12 protein-coding genes and 2 tRNA genes are annotated in these 17,822 nt (G+C 39.9%); 11 read left to right on the top strand and 3 right to left on the bottom strand.

The features are described 5' to 3' along the window. Nucleotides 1-1,280 precede the first annotated feature (1,280 nt). From BM135_RS11335 to menE, 9 genes are all read left to right on the top strand, one after another. Nucleotides 1,281-1,811, top strand: a complete 531-nt coding sequence (locus BM135_RS11335; protein WP_092519832.1) for a fimbrial protein — start codon at nt 1,281-1,283, stop codon at nt 1,809-1,811. A 156-nt stretch (nt 1,812-1,967) separates the two neighbouring features. Next, nucleotides 1,968-2,654 (top strand): fimbrial biogenesis chaperone, encoded by a 687-nt coding sequence (locus BM135_RS11340; protein WP_092519833.1) that lies wholly within the window; start codon nt 1,968-1,970, stop codon nt 2,652-2,654. Between the two features lie 68 nt (nt 2,655-2,722). Continuing rightward, nucleotides 2,723-5,305, top strand: a complete 2,583-nt coding sequence (locus BM135_RS11345; RefSeq protein WP_092519834.1) for a fimbria/pilus outer membrane usher protein — start codon at nt 2,723-2,725, stop codon at nt 5,303-5,305. Between the two features lie 12 nt (nt 5,306-5,317). Beyond that, nucleotides 5,318-6,202, top strand: a complete 885-nt coding sequence (locus BM135_RS11350; RefSeq protein WP_092519835.1) for a fimbrial protein — start codon at nt 5,318-5,320, stop codon at nt 6,200-6,202. A gap of 288 nt (nt 6,203-6,490) precedes the next feature. Further along, on the top strand, nt 6,491-8,179 hold the full coding sequence (menD, locus tag BM135_RS11355; RefSeq protein ID WP_092519836.1) for a 2-succinyl-5-enolpyruvyl-6-hydroxy-3-cyclohexene-1-carboxylic-acid synthase: 1,689 nt from the start codon (nt 6,491-6,493) through the stop codon (nt 8,177-8,179). Beyond that, nucleotides 8,176-8,958 carry a 2-succinyl-6-hydroxy-2,4-cyclohexadiene-1-carboxylate synthase gene (menH, locus tag BM135_RS11360; RefSeq protein WP_092519837.1) on the top strand — a complete coding sequence of 261 codons (783 nt, stop codon included), beginning with the start codon at nt 8,176-8,178 and terminating at the stop codon, nt 8,956-8,958. The genes menD and menH overlap by 4 nt, the downstream gene beginning before the upstream one ends. Further along, nucleotides 8,958-9,815, top strand: coding sequence for a 1,4-dihydroxy-2-naphthoyl-CoA synthase (gene menB / locus BM135_RS11365; RefSeq protein WP_092519838.1), 858 nt, complete (start codon nt 8,958-8,960; stop codon nt 9,813-9,815). Before menH ends, menB begins: the two co-directional genes overlap by 1 nt. Further along, nucleotides 9,815-10,837 carry an o-succinylbenzoate synthase gene (gene menC / locus BM135_RS11370; RefSeq protein WP_092519839.1) on the top strand — a complete coding sequence of 341 codons (1,023 nt, stop codon included), beginning with the start codon at nt 9,815-9,817 and terminating at the stop codon, nt 10,835-10,837. The genes menB and menC overlap by 1 nt, the downstream gene beginning before the upstream one ends. Continuing rightward, on the top strand, nt 10,828-12,234 hold the full coding sequence (gene menE / locus BM135_RS11375; protein ID WP_092519840.1) for an o-succinylbenzoate--CoA ligase: 1,407 nt from the start codon (nt 10,828-10,830) through the stop codon (nt 12,232-12,234). The genes menC and menE overlap by 10 nt, the downstream gene beginning before the upstream one ends. 115 nt (nt 12,235-12,349) lie before the next feature. On the opposite strand, the gene tyrP is transcribed toward menE, so the two are convergent. From tyrP to BM135_RS11390, 3 genes are all read right to left on the bottom strand, one after another. Beyond that, nucleotides 12,350-13,495, bottom strand: a complete 1,146-nt coding sequence (tyrP, locus tag BM135_RS11380; protein WP_339385129.1) for a tyrosine transporter TyrP — start codon at nt 13,493-13,495, stop codon at nt 12,350-12,352. 547 nt (nt 13,496-14,042) lie between these two features. Next, a tRNA-Thr gene (locus BM135_RS11385) sits at nt 14,043-14,118 on the bottom strand. Between the two features lie 6 nt (nt 14,119-14,124). After that, nucleotides 14,125-14,212, bottom strand: a tRNA-Ser gene (locus BM135_RS11390). Nucleotides 14,213-14,423: 211 nt separating this feature from the next. Here BM135_RS11390 and rcsD point away from each other — a divergent pair. Both rcsD and rcsB read left to right on the top strand, forming a co-directional pair. Next, a complete protein-coding gene (gene rcsD, locus BM135_RS11395; RefSeq protein WP_092519842.1) occupies nt 14,424-17,153 on the top strand; it encodes a phosphotransferase RcsD in 2,730 nt (909 codons plus the stop codon). 1 nt (nt 17,154) lies between these two features. Continuing rightward, nucleotides 17,155-17,802, top strand: coding sequence for a response regulator transcription factor RcsB (gene rcsB / locus BM135_RS11400; protein WP_092519843.1), 648 nt, complete (start codon nt 17,155-17,157; stop codon nt 17,800-17,802). Nucleotides 17,803-17,822: the final 20 nt, after the last annotated feature.

Here is a 17,822-nt window from a genome sequence, read left to right on the forward strand (position 1 = left end):
GGGGGATTCAAAGCCAGTTGTTGCAATGTAATTCGTTCAGGCTCAGAAAGTGTTATCGTCGATTTCATCAGAACAGGTGGAAAATCGGGTTATCGGTTATAACAGTAATGCAGATAATTTATCTGATTAACTTAAAGAAAATAAATTCTAAAATAAATCGCTTAATACCTGTGCTGTTATTGGGCATATGAGCCATTAAGAAGTTATCAACATTACGCAGAACATTCAGTTTCTGGCACCTAATTTCCATTTAATTAACCTGTTGGTGTTATTTGTTGTCAATTCACTACGATAATGCCTATTTCACATCGCGAATTCTAGCAGGATTTGAGTAACCATTCATCAGCACCTATTGAATAATTCAGTTAAGAACATCACGGTATACGTATGGAGTGTTAACTCGTTGTATCCCTGAATTCAATCAACTATATCGCGGGAGACGGTTTTTTCTTGTAGATAACGTTAAATATTTTATTTCAATAAGTTATTGTAACTAAAGAATTAATAAATATAATAAATAAATTACTGATCATAAAATGATTTAATTAAGATTTATCTTAGGCTATATTAATTTAATAACTGGTTGATTTTTGATCTCAATGTATTTCATTTTCATTATTATCTGGTTGAATTATAAAAATAAATCTTTAATTGATATATTTTATGATGATAGTAAAAAAATAACTAAATAAATTATTTCATTCAGCAAATAAAACTATAGTAAAAAGTCATTAAATGATATTAATAATTATGTTGCTAATTATATATTATTTTTAAATTAGTGAATTTTTAGAATTAAATTCATTGATTTCACCTATATATAATGCTATTTAGCAAACATTTAGGAAAATTATAGAGTATAATTCTAAATATAAATTTCATTTAGGCTTTCATGTTGATCTGCATGAAATTATCGCTATTATTATCTAGTCTTATCCGAAATGTGCGAATGAACCCCATAAAAGACCACGTAGGGGAGCATAAGTGCGTTTATTTGGGTAAAAGACAATTGCTGTAGGTGCGCGGTTTATACCTTAGATTTCAAGTTGCGGTATGGTGGAAAGAAAACGAATTTACAAAAGTATGGGGAATTACGCATGAACCATCTATGCGAACTATGTAATTAGTAATTGGAGTGAGTAAAGCCAGCAATACAGCCGCTTGAAAGATGTAGGGCATATTGTGCGAAAACTGTCTATCAAGTAAGTAAATTTGTTTCCATATCGTCTGTAATTAGCCGATAGGATGTTTTTGTATATTGACTAATGGGGTTTAATTTAATGAAATTTAAGCTGCTCATTTCTTCTCTTTTTGTATCTTCTTTATTTGCTGCAACTGCAAATGCAGGAGATGGGACAGTTAGATTTGATGGAGAAGTAATACAGAATACTTGTAAGGTTCATGGTGATTCTGCTGATCAAACCGTTAATATGGGCGTTGTTAGTGCTGATGCATTTAAACAAGTCAATGATACGGCTGCGCCAACTGCATTCCGGATTAAATTGACTGATTGTCCGGTAGATATGAAAGAAAAGAACGTATTTATTAAGTTTGATGGTCCGAGTGATAGCAATAACAGAGATCTTTTGTCTTTGACTAAAGTAGATAATGCTGCAACTGGTATCGCTATTGGTATTTATGAAGCTGATACTCAGGCTCGTGTTTCTGTTGCAGGAGCTTCTAATACTAATTCTCTTCACTTAGGTGTTGATCAGGAGTTGAAGTTTGTTGCCAAGTATGTTGCCACAAAGCCAAAAGTTGGCCCTGGTTCTGCTAATGCAGTAACTAACTTTACTGTAGTTTATAATTAACAGTTTGATATTCTGTACATTGTAGATCCAATCGTTTTCAAGTCGTAGCGAAATTAATTCTGTTGCAACTTGAAAGACGAAGGGAATAAAACCTGGCAAGGATGCTTAGGTTATTCAATTGAATATAGCCAATTATGGTTTGTCGGAGAAATAACCATGTCATATTATCGTTTGTTTTTTGTTATTCTTTTATATTTGTTTAGCTGCAATATTTCAATTGCAGGAGTTATTATTGGTGGCACTAGAGTTATTTATTTAAGCGATAAAAAAGAAGTTTCTGTTTCGATTAAGAATCCAGAAAAGAAAACTGACTATCTCATTCAAAGTTGGATTCAAGATGAAAATGATAAAACCAAAACGCCTTTTATTATAACGCCTCCTTTATTTAAGTTGTCCGGAAATAATGAAAATATTTTACGTATTGTTAAGGTTGGCAATGAACTACCTACAGATAGGGAGTCGATATTTTGGATTAACATTAAATCGATTCCTGAGTCATTACGTACTGATTCAAATATAAATCAGTTGCAAATTGTCGTGAATTCACGTTTGAAATTATTTTATCGCCCTGTGCAATTGAAAGAAAAAGCTGCGGTTGCTTATAAGGAATTAGAATTTAAACACGAAAATGGATTGTTATTGGCTGAAAATCCTACACCTTATTTTATCTCTCTTTCATCTCTTAGTGTTAATGGACAAGAAATTAAATATGCTGGAATAATTAAGCCTTTTAGCCAATCAAGTTGGCTCTTGTCACTAATGAATGCTAAGAAAGTGAGTTGGAAAGCTATCAATGATTATGGTGGTGTGACAAAAGCAGAGTTTGCTAACCTTAGGTTTTGAAATCATATCTAATAGATATCAAGTTATAGCTATCAGAGTTAATTCATTATATTGTCAGAAATTTAAATATGTTAAAGCATGTTAAGTATAATTTTGCCAAGCGATCGTATCCTAGTAGGAATTATAGATTTTTACTTTCTATATTAGTTGTGGTTGGTAATTTATTTTATCATTTAACCGCATGTGCGGAAAATAAATTTAACATCCATGCGTTAAAAATTGGAGGAAACTTACCTGATGATATGGACTTATCTATTTTTCAGACTGGTATTCAACCACCAGGTGTTTACTGGGTGGATATTTATTTAAATTCTAAGGTGGTGAATGAAAAAAATGTCGAATTTATTTTGGTAGATGGAAAATTACAGCCTAAAATTACACTTAATGAGTGGCGGAATATGGGCGTAAAAATTGAAAGTTTTCCTAAATTGGCAAGTTTATCTCCAGGGACTGTGATTAGAGATATCAGCCAATATATTCCGTATGCTAATACTGAGTTTGATTTTAATCAACAGCGATTGAATATTAGTATTCCTCAAATTGCTTTGAATCAGCAGGTGAGGGATTATGTTTCTCCTGAATCTTGGGATCAAGGATTAACCGCGTTATTGGTTAATTATAATTATGGTGGTGCCACAAACTGGAATGATCACCATAATTCAACACAGAATAATTATTTGAATCTCAGGTCAGGAATGAACTGGCGCTCTTGGCGTTTGCGTAATCATGCGATTTATTCCGACCAAAATCAACAATGGGAAAGTCTCAATACCTATTTGCAACGTGATATTCAATCACTTCAGGGGCAACTGACAGTCGGTGACAGTTTTACTTCCAGTGAACTGTTTGATGGCATTGAATTTCGCGGGATTCAGCTTGCATCTGATGAAAATATGTTGCCGGATAGCCAGAAAGGTTTTGCGCCAATTGTACGTGGCATTGCTCAAAGTAATGCACAGGTAACAATAAAACAAAATGGCTATGTTATTTATCAGACTTATGTTGCACCCGGCGCATTTGAAATCAGCGATCTTTATCCAACAACGTCCAGTGGTGATCTGGTAATTATCATCAAAGAGGCAGACGGTAGGGAGCGCAGGTTTATTCAAGCATTTTCTATCACACCTACCATGTTACGGGAAGGAGGGCACAGATATTCAGTTGCAATGGGACGTTATCGTTCAATTAATGGCAAAGAACGCAAACCTTATTTTTCGCAGGGAACGTTGAGCTATGGCCTTCACAATAGATTGACTGTCTATGGTGGCACAATTTTATCTCATGACTACCAATCTGTTTTGTTAGGGATGGGTACGGATTTGGGGGAATGGGGGGCACTCTCGTTCGATGCAACCCACGCTAATACAGAATTACCCTCAACTCGAAAATCCACAGGGCAGGCTTACCGTCTGCGATATACAAAAGATTTTTCAATGACCGGAACAAATTTGGTATTGACGAATTATAGCTATTCAACCGAAGGATTTTACGATTTCGGTGAAGCTAACCGCTTTGGGGATACCCGCCCCCTATTTTCGCGTTTCAATAAGAAAAACAGGTTGCAATTGCAAGTTAACCAAACATTGGGGGATTTTGGTAGCGTTTCTCTAACAGCATTACAGCAAGATTATTGGAAAAAAAATGGTCATGAGCGTTCACTTAATGCAGGTTATCATATTAGCCGCCAAGGGATCAGTTATAGTCTGAATTACACTTATAACCTTCATTCAGATTCTAGTAAGCATGAACAACTGCTTGCGTTTGCTATCAATGTGCCTCTCGATCATTGGCTGAAAAAAAGTTGGGCGAATTCTAGTAGTTGGGCGAATTATAGTACTACTCTCAATCAGCACGACAGAGTTTCACAGCAAGTCAGCCTGAATGGAACTGCGCTTGAAGATAATAACTTGTTCTATAGTTTGCAACAGAGTTATTCCAGTAGGAGCCATGCCAATGAAAGCGAAAGTGTGGGTGGAAATATACATGGGGAATATCGGGGTTCTTATGGTCGAATCAGTGCGTCTTATAGCTATCAGCAACGCCAAAGCAAGCAGCTAAATTATGGCATTAATGAAGGGATTGTTATTCATCCGTATGGCCTGACTTTATCTCAAGAATTGGGGGAAAGTGTGGTATTGGTTCGAGCTGAAGGCGCAAAAGGCATCAAAGTTGCCAACAATACCTCAGTTGCCACGGATTGGAAAGGTTATGCAATTGTGCCGTATGCCAGCAGTTATCGTAAAAATCGGGTGGCGCTGGAACCTCATTCATTTTCTGATGATGTCGATATTGATGTGAATACCCAATCCGTCATTCCAACGAAAGGTGCACTCGTTCTGGCTAACTTTAAGGCAAGAATGGGAAACAGGGTTCTGATGTACCTGACTTACCGTGGCAAGCCAGTGCCTTTTGGGGCAAAAGTGATATTAGCGGACGCAAATAAAAACGCAGATCAGACAAATAGGGTTGATGAACGGTATCGTGCACTCGTCAGTAGTGAAGGGCAAGTTTATCTCACGGCAATGCCGGATAGCGGCAGATTGTGGATCAAATGGGGAGCATCAAGTCCCAAATATTGTGTGGTTAATTACGCGCTACCGAAAAAAAGGCCTCAATCTGGCGTATATACCTTAGATATGAATTGCGAATAGGATCAGGTAAATATGTTTATTGTCCATAAGAAATATCGATTATTATTGGCGGTCAGCAGTGCGTTGATTGGATTGTTTGCCAGTATTTGTAGTCGTGCAGAGTCCTGCCACTTTGAGCCTAAATATATCGCACAAAATTTTTCCATCAATTCAGGCATCTTTCCGGTAAGTCGAGAGATTCATCTTGGTGGAATCATTGATTCCTATCCAGTCAAACCCGTGGAGCTGAATAAAATCCATTGTGATGCATCAGCAAAGATAACATGGGAGTTTTCGGGGTATCCCCTTATCAAAGCAAATGGGAGTCAAGACCTTTATGACTCTGGGGTATCGGGTATCGGAATACGGGTTAATACCCAAGAAAATGAAGCTAAGATCGAATTTGTGAAAACAGAAAATCAAACAGGCTCAGGTGTGATAAAGTCTGGTACGCTTACCGCATATCTAGAAGGAACAGCCATGTATTCTTATCACCTCAGTAGCATAAGTTTTATCACTCCTAGTTGTTCTCTGCAAAGAAGAGACATCCTTGTTCCAATGGGAAAAATAGGAAGCACTGAGTTCTCTGGAGTCAATAGTACTGCGGGAGAGCGGGAGTTCACCATTGAATTGAGCTGTAATACCAATACTCCCCTTGAGTTAGTGTTTGGTACAAGTATGCTAAGCGGCCTTAGCGATGTATTGGATCTTGATCAAGACAGGAACTCAGCGAGCGGAATTGGTCTTCAGGTTTTGTACCAGAATCATCCCATCCCATTTAACTCACCTGTTAAACTGGGCAACACCACCGATGGCATTCACTCTGTTTCTTTGAAGGCTCGTTATATACAAACAGAAAATCGGATCACGGCTGGTAAAGCGAATGCAACTACAACATTGGACATTATTTATCCTTAATTCCTTGTCTTAGTCGCTTTCAACCACATGACCAGCCATAGTTTCTTTTTATGGCTGGTTTTCATCTTCTCCACTCCATAAATTTACTTTTTGATGTAGAAACCTACCCCAGTTTTGTTATCAATTGGCCTTACATTTCTCGTGTGTAGCGAAAATATCGCTAATTAAACGGCAATTCCTTGAACTAGGATAAGGAAATCGTTTTTACAGCCATTAAGATAAAGGATGCCTTATATAATATCTCTTATTCTTTGGCATCATTTTTGAAAAGAAGTTGTTGAGCATTCTATGTCAAACAGTGCACTTAATCGCCGTTGGGCGGAACTTTTATTGGAAGCATTGACCCGCCACGGATTACGCCATGTCTGTATTGCTCCCGGCTCTCGTTCGACACCATTGACATTGGCTGCCGCAGAAAACCATAAGTTAATCTGTCATACCCATTTTGATGAGCGTGGCTTGGGGTATTTGGCTTTGGGGCTGGCAAAAGCGGGCAAAGAGCCAGTTGCGGTTATTGTGACGTCTGGAACGGCGGTCGCCAATTTATATCCTTCTTTGATTGAAGCAGGATTGACGGGAGAACGGTTGGTGTTTCTCACGGCTGATCGACCACCTGAATTAATCGATTGTGGTGCGAATCAAGCTATTCGCCAGATAGGCATTTTTGCTTCTCACCCCACGCAAACCTTAGCATTGCCACGACCGACCAAAGATATTTCTGCCAGTTGGTTGGTTTCTTCCATCGATAATGAAATGTCAAACCTGAAACAAGGTGCTTTGCATATTAATTGTCCGTTTGCTGAGCCTTTGTATGGCAATGAGATAGCAGCGCATCAAGATTGGCTACAAACATTGGGAAAATGGTGGCAAGGGGATGAACCGTGGTTGGCTCAGCCAGAAATGCATATTACGATTAAGGCAGCGGATTGGGATATCTGGCAGAAAAAACAGGGGATTGTACTGGCAGGGAGAATGAGCGCTGAAGAAGGAAAATGTGTCGCTCAATGGGCAAAAGATATGGGCTGGCCGCTAATGGGTGATGTGTTGTCTCAAACGGGGCAGCCTTTGCCGTATGCCGATTTATGGCTGAATCATCTCTGTACCCAAGAGATTTTGGCACAAGGGCAATTGGTGATTCAGTTTGGTGCCAGTCTGACAGGAAAACGATTGTTGGAATGGCAGGCCAAATGCCAGCCTGAGCAGTATTGGGTTGTTGATCCAATTGCTGGTAGGCTTGATCCAGCTAACCACAGAGGCCGCAAATTCACTTGCCGCGTAGCTGATTGGCTACGGGAACATCCTGCATATTCGCGTATGTCCTGGGCAGATTTACCTTGGGCAGATGAATTGAATACATGGTCAAGAAGCGCATCTAAATGCGTTGAAACAAAGTTAGCAGGAGAATTCAGCGAAGCCGCAGTTGCGTATCAATTGTCTCAATTGTTACCAGAAGAGGGGCAATTGTTTATCGGCAATAGCTTGATTATACGTTTGATTGATGCTTTAGGGCAGCTTCCCGCGGGCTATCCGGTTTACAGCAACCGAGGTGCCAGCGGAATTGATGGATTAATCTCAACCGCAGCCGGTGTACAACGGGCAACAAATAAACCAACACTGACGATTGTAGGCGATATTTCAGCCCTCTATGATCTGAATAGTTTAGCTTTATTGCGTCATCTTTCTAATCCCATGTTATTGATCATAGTGAATAATAATGGTGGACAGATTTTTTCTTTGTTACCAACACCGCAGGAAGAACGCCAGCGTTTTTATTGTATGCCGCAAGATGTCAACTTTGATCATGCCGCCGCTATGTTCGGTTTGCATCATGCTGCACCACAAAATTGGTCGGAATTAAAACAGTGTGCCCAACAAGCATGGGAGCGTAAAGAGACTACATTGATTGAGTTAAAAGTTTCAGGTAGTGAAGGAGCCATGTGCCTGCAAGAGCTACTGAGACAGGTGGCTGATCTGTGAAATTAAAGTGCCAAACGTTTCATTCACATAATCAAGGTACATGGTTAGTCTGGTTACATGGACTATTGGGAAAGAGTGATGATTGGGCTCCTACAGTGAGTGTTTGCGATCGATATCCTTCATTGGTGATTGATTTACCGGGGCACGGTGATTCTGCCGATGTTGCACTGACAGGTGGCTTTGCTGAAATGAGCGAATTGTTGAGTGCAACGTTGTCCGAGTATCAAATCAATGATTATTGTTTGATAGGCTACTCGCTGGGAGGGCGAATTGCCATGTACCATGCGATTCATGGTGAATACGATGGCTTGCGAGGATTGTTGGTGGAAGGAGGAAACCCCGGACTGTTTTCCCAGCAGGAGCGTGATACGAGATTACAGCATGATCAGCGTTGGGCGCAGCGCTTTCGCCAAGAACCAATAACGTCAGTCTTGGCTGATTGGTATCAACAGTCGGTATTTGCTGATTTAACGGCAGCGCAGCGTGCTCAACTTATTCATCTGCGCAGTCAAAACAGGGGAAATAGCATTGCTGATATGCTGGAAAATACCTCGTTAGGACGACAACCTTGGCTGGTTCCTGATTTGCAGCAAATAACCATTCCTTTCTCCTACTTATGTGGAGAAAATGATCGTAAATTCCAAAACATAGCGCAGCAATATACACTGCCATTAAAAACTATCCTCCAGGTTGGACATAATGCTCATTATGGCAATTCTGCGGCTTTTTCTAGTGCAGTGAACCACTTTTTATCACTTTTGGTTAAGGAAACACAGTAATGCGTTACCCAAGCGAAGAAAAATTGTATGCCCCTATTGAATGGCAAGATTGTTCTCAAGGGTTTGAAGATATTCTCTACCATAAATCCGCAGATGGTATTGCCAAAATTACGATTAATCGCCCACAGGTACGCAATGCGTTCCGTCCTCTGACTGTCAAAGAGATGGTTCAGGCGTTGGCAGATGCCCGTTATGACGAGGCCATTGGGGCGATTATTCTGACGGGAATGGGGAAAAAGGCTTTTTGTGCTGGTGGTGACCAAAAAATCCGTGGCGATTATGGCGGTTATAAAGATGACAGCGGAGTACATCATCTGAATGTATTGGATTTTCAGCGACAGATTCGTACTTGTCCAAAACCTGTGGTTGCCATGGTTGCGGGATATGCAATTGGTGGTGGGCACGTCTTGCATTTAATGTGTGATTTGACCATCGCAGCAGATAATGCCATTTTCGGTCAGACCGGTCCTAAAGTTGGCTCCTTTGATGGCGGTTGGGGAGCATCATATATGGCTCGGATCGTCGGGCAGAAAAAAGCGCGTGAAATCTGGTTCCTATGTCGCCAATACAGTGCTGAAGAAGCATTGGATATGGGACTGGTTAACACAGTTGTACCTTATGCCGAATTGGAAAAAGAAACAGTGCGCTGGTGTCGTGAAATGCTGGAAAACAGCCCAATGGCATTGCGTTGCCTGAAAGCAGCGTTAAACGCCGATTGCGATGGTCAGGCTGGTTTGCAGGAGTTGGCGGGGAATGCCACTATGTTATTCTACATGACCGAAGAGGGGCAGGAAGGGCGTAATGCGTTCAATGAAAAACGCCATCCTGATTTTAGTAAATTCAAGCGTAATCCGTAATGCGTAAAGCGACTTTATACCAATTCAGCCTGCCAATGGAGGCAGGTATTATTCTGCGTTATCAGCGTTTGAAAACCCGTGATGGTTTTTTGGTTCATTTGCAGGAAGATGGACGGGATGGTTGGGGGGAAATTTCCCCATTACCGGAATTCAGCCATGAAACACTTGAGCAAGCCAAGATATCGGTTGTGGAATGGCTACAGCAATGGTTACAAAAACAATGTCTACAACAACGGTTACAACAACCGTGTCACCTGAATATGGAGCCAGAAGAAAGTGATCTTCCTTCCGTTGCGTTTGGCATAAGTTGTGCGCTGGCTGAATTACAGGGAAAGCTGCCTGAAACGGCCAATTATCGCAAGACACCATTATGCACGGGCGATCCCGATGATGTGATTCTGCGTTTAGGAAATATAGCCGGCCAGAAGATTGCAAAAGTGAAGGTTGGGCTGTATGAGGCTGTACGAGATGGCATGGTAGTGAATGTTATGCTTGAAGCAGTGCCTGATCTCCAATTGCGCTTAGATGCCAATCGCAGCTGGACACGCACAAAAGCAGAGGATTTCGCCAAATATGTCAATCCAGATTATCGGCAGAGAATCGCCTTCATCGAAGAACCCTGTAGAACCCGGGAAGAATCTCTGGCATTTGCGCGTGAGACAAGTATAGCCATTGCATGGGATGAAAATGTACGTGAAGCCGATTTTAAAGTAGAAGCACAAGAGGGAGTTTCTGCCATCATCATTAAACCAACATTGGTAGGCAGTATTGAGCGTTGCCGTCAGTTAATTACTCAGGCACATCAATTAGGATTGGAGGCAGTGATTAGCTCCAGTATTGAAAGTAGTTTTGGGTTGACACAATTAGCTCGCCTCGCCCAATGGCTCACACCGGACACACTTCCTGGCTTGGATACTCTGGATCTTATACAGTCACAACTCATCCGTTGTTGGCCAGATAGTGACATTCAGTGTGTCACTCTTGATAGGCTGGCAACGGTGTGGAGCCGTGAATGCCAATAACAGAGTGGACTCAGTGGCCGTGGGAGCATTGGGCCATGAATTTGCCTAAAAAACGGGCTATTCAATTATATGATGAGCAATTAGATTGGCATCAATTAACACAAAGAATCAATGCTATTGCCAGCCATTTTCATCAACAGGGAGTCGAAGAAGGTAGCGGTGTGCTCCTCAGGGGTAAGAATAGTGCGGAACTTCTGCTGTGTTATCTTGCTGTCTTACGGTGTGGGGCAAGGGCATTGCTCCTTAATCCTCAATTACCTGACTGTCTGTTAGCTGAACTATTGCCTCATCTCAGTATTGATTATGGGGTGGATTTTACGGATTCACCTTCGCCTGTTATTCAAGTTAAGGCACTTAACTGGCAACAAAAATTTCCAGCAAAACATGAACGGTGGGTATTGTGGGAAAGCCAACGCCCCGCCAGTATGATCCTGACCTCTGGCTCTTCTGGGCTGCCTAAGGCTGCGGTACATTCCATTGGTGCTCATCTTGCCAGTGCGCAAGGCATTCTTTCCTGCATGGATTTTCAACCAGATGATAGTTGGTTGCTTTCATTACCGTTGTTTCATGTTTCAGGCCAAGGCATCCTTTGGCGCTGGTTGCAAACAGGAGCAACATTGATACTGCGGGATTTGCATCCACTGAATCTTGCACTGTCTGGTTGTACTCATGCATCACTTGTACCGACTCAACTTTGGCGTTTGTTGGAACAATTACATGAATATCCATTGACGTTAAAAGAAGTGCTGTTGGGAGGCGCTATGATACCGACGCCACTGGTTCGACGGGCTGAAGAATTGGGTATTCGCTGTTGGTGTGGTTATGGGTTGACAGAAATGGCATCAACTGTTTGCGCAAAGCGGGCTGATGGCTTGCCTGGTGTAGGTAATCCGCTTCCCGGCAAATCCATCCGCTTCGTGGATGAAGAAATTCAGATACGCGCAGACAGTATCGCGAGCGGCTATTGGTTTAATGGGGAATTGAACCCATTGATAGATGATGGGGGATGGTTTCCGACTCGGGATCGAGGAATATTTGAACAAGGAGAGTTACGGATCTTAGGGCGTCTCGACAACCAATTTTTCAGTGGTGGGGAGGGTATCCAGCCAGAAGATATCGAGCGGGTTATTAACCAGCATCCTCAAATTGAACAGAGTTTTGTAGTTCCCATTTCTGATGTTGAATTTGGCCATCGGCCAGTAGCTGTGATTGACACTCAATATCCTGAGTTGACAGAAACAATTATTGATTGGATTTCGGATAAAATTACTGCTTTCCAGCGACCTGTTACCTGTTATTTATTACCTTCACAACTGAAAGATAGTGGAATAAAAGTCTCTCGTCAACTCGTTAAACAGTGGATAATAGAGGTATGTGGTGATTTTTGTGAAAAATAACGCTATTTATGTCTATCAGTCTAGATATTTCATCAATTTCGTTATTTATTATCCACTATAAACTTATTACCCACTATCCGCATCAATTCTGGTGCGGATAGTTTAAGCAAGAAAATTATCCTACTTGTGGCAGCATACCTGTAACGATACCAATTTGAATAGCGATAACCGCAAGCCCACACAGGAAAATTAAGACTAATGCGGGCTTCCCACCTTTGACACGATAACCTTCCTGATTTTCTTTACGGCTGCGCCAAACTAACAGGCAAGGTAATAACAGTGCGAGAATGGACAGAGCAACTGCCGCAAATGTCAGTGCCATAACAAAATTAGGGTAATACAATGCACAGAATAATGGTGGAGCAAAAGTTATTAACCCTGTTTGTAAACGCCCTTTGGCGTTATTGCGGCGTTTTAGAAGATCAGCAAGGTAATCAAACAACCCTAAAGCAACACCGAGGAATGAGGTGGCTAGCGCAAGATCGGCAAACAGATGAACGGCAAGCTCTACTTTTGGAGAGGCAACAACTTCTCTGACTGCTTGCAATAACCCATTTAGGCTAGATTGTTGTGCGAGAATGCCAACAAATGCATTTGAAGAAATAGCTCCGAGGGTGACCAGTTGCCACAGAATGTAGGCAAACAGTGGAATAGCACTACCAATGACAAAGATTTTCCGTAGCTTATTGGTATCTCCTCCCATATAACTAACGATGCTTGGCACACTACCGTGGAATCCGAATGAAGTAAAAATCACTGGGATTGCAGAGAGCATTAGTCCTTGCTCAATAGGCATGGAGATCAAGTTGATTTTATCAACATGAAGCATCATTACACCGAGTACGATCACCAGAAAAACTATTTTAGCAGTAAACAGCAGGCGATTAATTAAATCGACGGATTGGGTTCCAATGCAGACTACTCCGCCAGCAATAACGGTAAAAATACTGATTCCAGCAGAAATAGAAATAGGTTTATCTAACCAAGAAGAAAGAGTAGCCGCCAGCAGCTCTCCTGCACCACTAATATAAGCAGTTGTCAGCGCATACATTAGGAAAAGCATACTGAAGCCAGTCAACACCTGCCCACCTAACCCAAGATAGCGTTTCGCAATGGTTCCTAATCCAGAATCAAATTTATTATGTTGATAAACTTCCACGAGCAGGAGGGCGGTATAACTCATCAAAGCCCACAGGGCGATTAACATGGCGAATGTAGTTCCAAATCCCACGCCTGCCGTTGCCAATGGCATTGCCAGCATCCCAGCTCCAATCGTTGTTCCAGCGACGATAAAAATACTGCCAATAGTGCGATTTTTCACGCGATCCTCATTTCTGAATATGTTAAAAAAATTGTTATAAGGCTGGCAGGTTAAATGATTGATTTATGTCTGTCAAATCTATGGTACACAGATCGTAAAGAAATAATTACACCTTCAGGGCGAAGATAAAAATGTCTGCATGCCGCAGTTTTGTTGTATTGAAAAGGCATAACTGTATCCAATAATTGTCTATTTTTAACAACATAATTTATTAGTATGTTAAAATAACCACTAGCGATGTTATTCCAATGACTATTTTGTTCAAATTACGCTGTAATTCGGCTATGTGCTTATACCAAGCAAGACCAATAAACTAGCAATTTGGAAAGATTGGAAAGATTGGAAAGATTGGAAAGATTGGAAAGATTGGAAAGATTGGAAAGATTGGAAAGATTGGAAAGATTGGAAAGATTGGAGGGATTAGGAGAAGAAAAAGTAAAAACCCGCTATTTCACCGATTGGCTACGGGAAATAACGGATTTTTGTATGGTGCCGGCTACCGGAGTCGAACTGGTGACCTACTGATTACAAGTCAGTTGCTCTACCAACTGAGCTAAGCCGGCGAAATTTGGCGGAAGGATAGAGATTCGAACTCTAGGATGGTTTCCCATCGGCGGTTTTCAAGACCGCTGCCTTCGACCGCTCGGCCATCCTTCCATGGCGCGAGATTATGCCTATATCGTTTTAATGTGTCTAGCCTTTAAAGAAAAAAAATCGTATTTTTTTACTGCTTGCTCAATCTTCGATCTGAAATGGTCTTTTCATTTGCGAACCTGCTAGTATTAAGCTCAGTAAACAGGCTTATTTAACGACGGGTTGATGTCTAATCGACCAACATATATTCATACTAAAGGTTATTATCCAAAGAATGTATAAACAACCACCGATCAAGCCATCCTCTATTCCTCGTTTTTACGCGTTATTCGTTACTTTGCTTTTTACGTCTCTATTTTTATTCGGGTATAACTATTTTGATATTTGGCTGATGGAGAAAAAATATGCTATCAGTAGCGTAGCAGCTAAGATGAGATTGCAGATTAAAGATTATCGTTATCACGCAAATCATATCTTCAAGCAGTCGAATACTCTGTCAATCTCCTCTCAGGAGAAAATGCCATTGTTTAAGTTGCGTCCCGATATTTATTGGCTAGAAAATAGTAATCAGTCCGTTGATGCGGTTATTTTTGGTCAATATAACGATTCGACTATTCAACTTGCTCAGAGCTTATCGAGCTATCTGGAAATTCTCTGGGGAGGTCATAATGAATACTTGTCTATGTATTATCTTAATGGACAGGAGAATAATTTATTATTGTTAACGACGCACTCGTCTCTAAAACCAGAAATCAGGTTCAAGGAGAGTTATCTGACCCGAAATCCTGATGCCAGGCGTATTGAGATGTTGGATCAATCCATCACATTAGAAGAAAAAGAAAGCATTTCCTTCATCAATGTATTACGTGGTGAAAATATTTATTTCTATACTTATAAAGCTGCATTTAATGCAGCAGGGCAAGTAACTACTGTTATTGCTTTTGATTTACCTATTAATAATCTTTTGCCGGTTAATATGTCACCAGCAAACTTTCGTTTGAATACGTTAAACTTATACGAACCTGAGAATCCCGATAAATTTGAGGTTTCATTGAATGGTTTTTGGCTAGAATTTTCTCAACCACTTAATATTATGCGGTATAAATTGATTTATCAAGTTCCTCTGAAGTCTCTGATTGTAGACTTGTTGTTCAAAAATGTTTGGCTTCTGCTTTCAATATTGCTTTTCTTCCTGTTTTCGCTGAGTGGGTTAGTTTATATACGTAGGCGATATATTGCACCAAATGCTTCCATGAGTCTCGATTTGCAAATTAAAGACTCTCTGAACCGTGATATTATATTCAATATTCCTATTGGTGTTATAGTCTATGATTTTGAATCAAATCAGATAGTGATAAGTAATAAAGCTGCAGAAAAGTTGATACCTCATCTGGAATTGAATAAAGTTAGAGTGATGGCGCAACAACATCATGGTGTAATTCAAACATCTATTGATGAAGCGATTTATGAAGTGAGAATGTATAACAATATCTTATTGCCAGAAACTTACCTCTTTTTATTGCAAGACAAAGATCAGGAAGTTATGGCGAATAAACGATTGCAACTTGCTCATCGAGAGTATGATAAAAGTATTCAAATCAGGCATGTTATGCTCTCAAATATTAACAATGAAATAAAACATCCTATTAATAGCGTGAATGAGATTGCGACCCAATTGAAACAGTTATCACAGGATGAAAATGCACAAAAACTATTGGATAGATTATTGGTCAAATCAGGATATATAATAGAATGGATTGAAAATATTTCATTGCTCAATGAGTTGGAATTGAATGATTGGCAGCCGGAAAATGAAGTGTTTTCTCTGTCATCACGGTTGGAAGATATTCTGAAAACCTTCTTGCCTGCATTAAACGCTAAAGGATTGAGAATTTATTATCATTTTAATATTCCTCGTGAATCCTTATTCATTGGAGACGCTGTAGAATTAGATAAAATCATTACATTATTGTTTAGCTATGCAATAACGACGACCAGCTATGGTAAAATATCATTGATTATTAATAGATCAGGTAAATATGACAACCATATTCAAATTGAGCTGATGGATAGTGGCGCCGGTTTAAGTGAAAGAGATTTAATTAGTTTAAATTATCCTTTTCTAAGTAAATCAGCGGAAGATAAGTACTCTACCAATTCTGGCATGACTTTTTATTTATGTAATCAACTGTGTAAAAGAATGGGAGGTAACCTTGATATTAAAAGTAAGTTGGGGTTGGGAACGCATTATGTGATCAATCTACCACTGTTTCAGCATGATGATGGAAATGGTGAAACACTTCAGCTTTTGGAGGGAATCACGGTTTTAATTGATATCAATAACCCTGAGATCAGTAAAATCATCCATACTTATCTCAATAGTTATGGTGCAAAATACTTTGATAAAAGAAAAGAGAATATTACGAAAGAATACGATATTATCCTCACAGATAAACAGTACAAAGAGGAAAAGCCAACTATATTATTAGTGAGTAACTTAGCTGGATTTAAGCAGTTGGAACCGGGATTGGTTCAGTGCAATTACAACTTTGTTGATGCTGTTATCAATGCAATATCGTTTCTTATAGAAGAAAGTTTAAGTTTAGATGAAGAAATCAGAGAACCATCTGAAATCTCTGAACCTGCATGTGATCTTGTTAAAATTATTGATCCTATTGAGAACATTGATAGTAATATCTGTAATATTCTCAAAAGTTATCAAACTCAGTTGGCAGACAGTGATTATAGGAAATTATTTCTAGAGACAGTACCTATGGATATTACTAAACTGTATACTGATATAGAACGACATGATTTGAGAGCACTTTCGCAAACGGTACACCGCCTTAAGGGTGCGTTTGCTATGTTAGATTTAAAGTTTCTTCGGTCATCATGTGAGGCGTTGGAAAAACACATAGCAGACAATAATGAAGTAGAAATTAAAAATAGCATCAGCCTCATTGATTCTTTTATCATAAAGCTGTTGCAGCAAGGTAACCAATAATATGAAGAACCTTAATGTCATTATTGCCGATGATCATCCTATCGTTTTGTTTGGCATCCGCAAGTCACTTGAACAAATTGAGTGGATTAATGTGGTTGGTGAATTTGAGAATTCAACTACACTCATTAATAGTTTGCCACATATAGAAGCAGATGTTCTTATAACAGATTTGTCAATGCCCGGAGATAAATATGGTGATGGCATCACTCTGATAAAATATATTAAACGCCATTATCCTAGATTGGCCGTCATTGTCCTTACAATGAACAATAATCCGGCTATTTTAAGCGCTATACTTGAGCTTGATATTGAGGGAATAGTGTTAAAGCAAGGAACATCAACAGATTTACCTAAAGCCCTTTCTGCTTTGCAGAAGGGTAAGCAATTTACGCCTGAAAGTGTTTCTAAGTTACTAGAAAAAGTAAATGCCAATGGATATGGGGATAAACGCTTATCTCCTAAAGAGAGTGAAGTTTTGCGTTTATTTGCAGAGGGTCTTCTTGTTACTGATATTGCTAAAAAACTTAACCGGAGTATTAAGACCATCAGTAGCCAGAAGAAATCAGCCATGCTAAAACTGGGCGTTGATAACGATATTGCATTGCTTAACTATTTATCTTCTGTCACCATCGATAAAGATATTGGGTAACTAACCAATGTGTTATTTTT

Origin of the sequence: Xenorhabdus japonica (assembly GCF_900115195.1) — a bacterium.
Lineage (GTDB): Bacteria > Pseudomonadota > Gammaproteobacteria > Enterobacterales > Enterobacteriaceae > Xenorhabdus > Xenorhabdus japonica.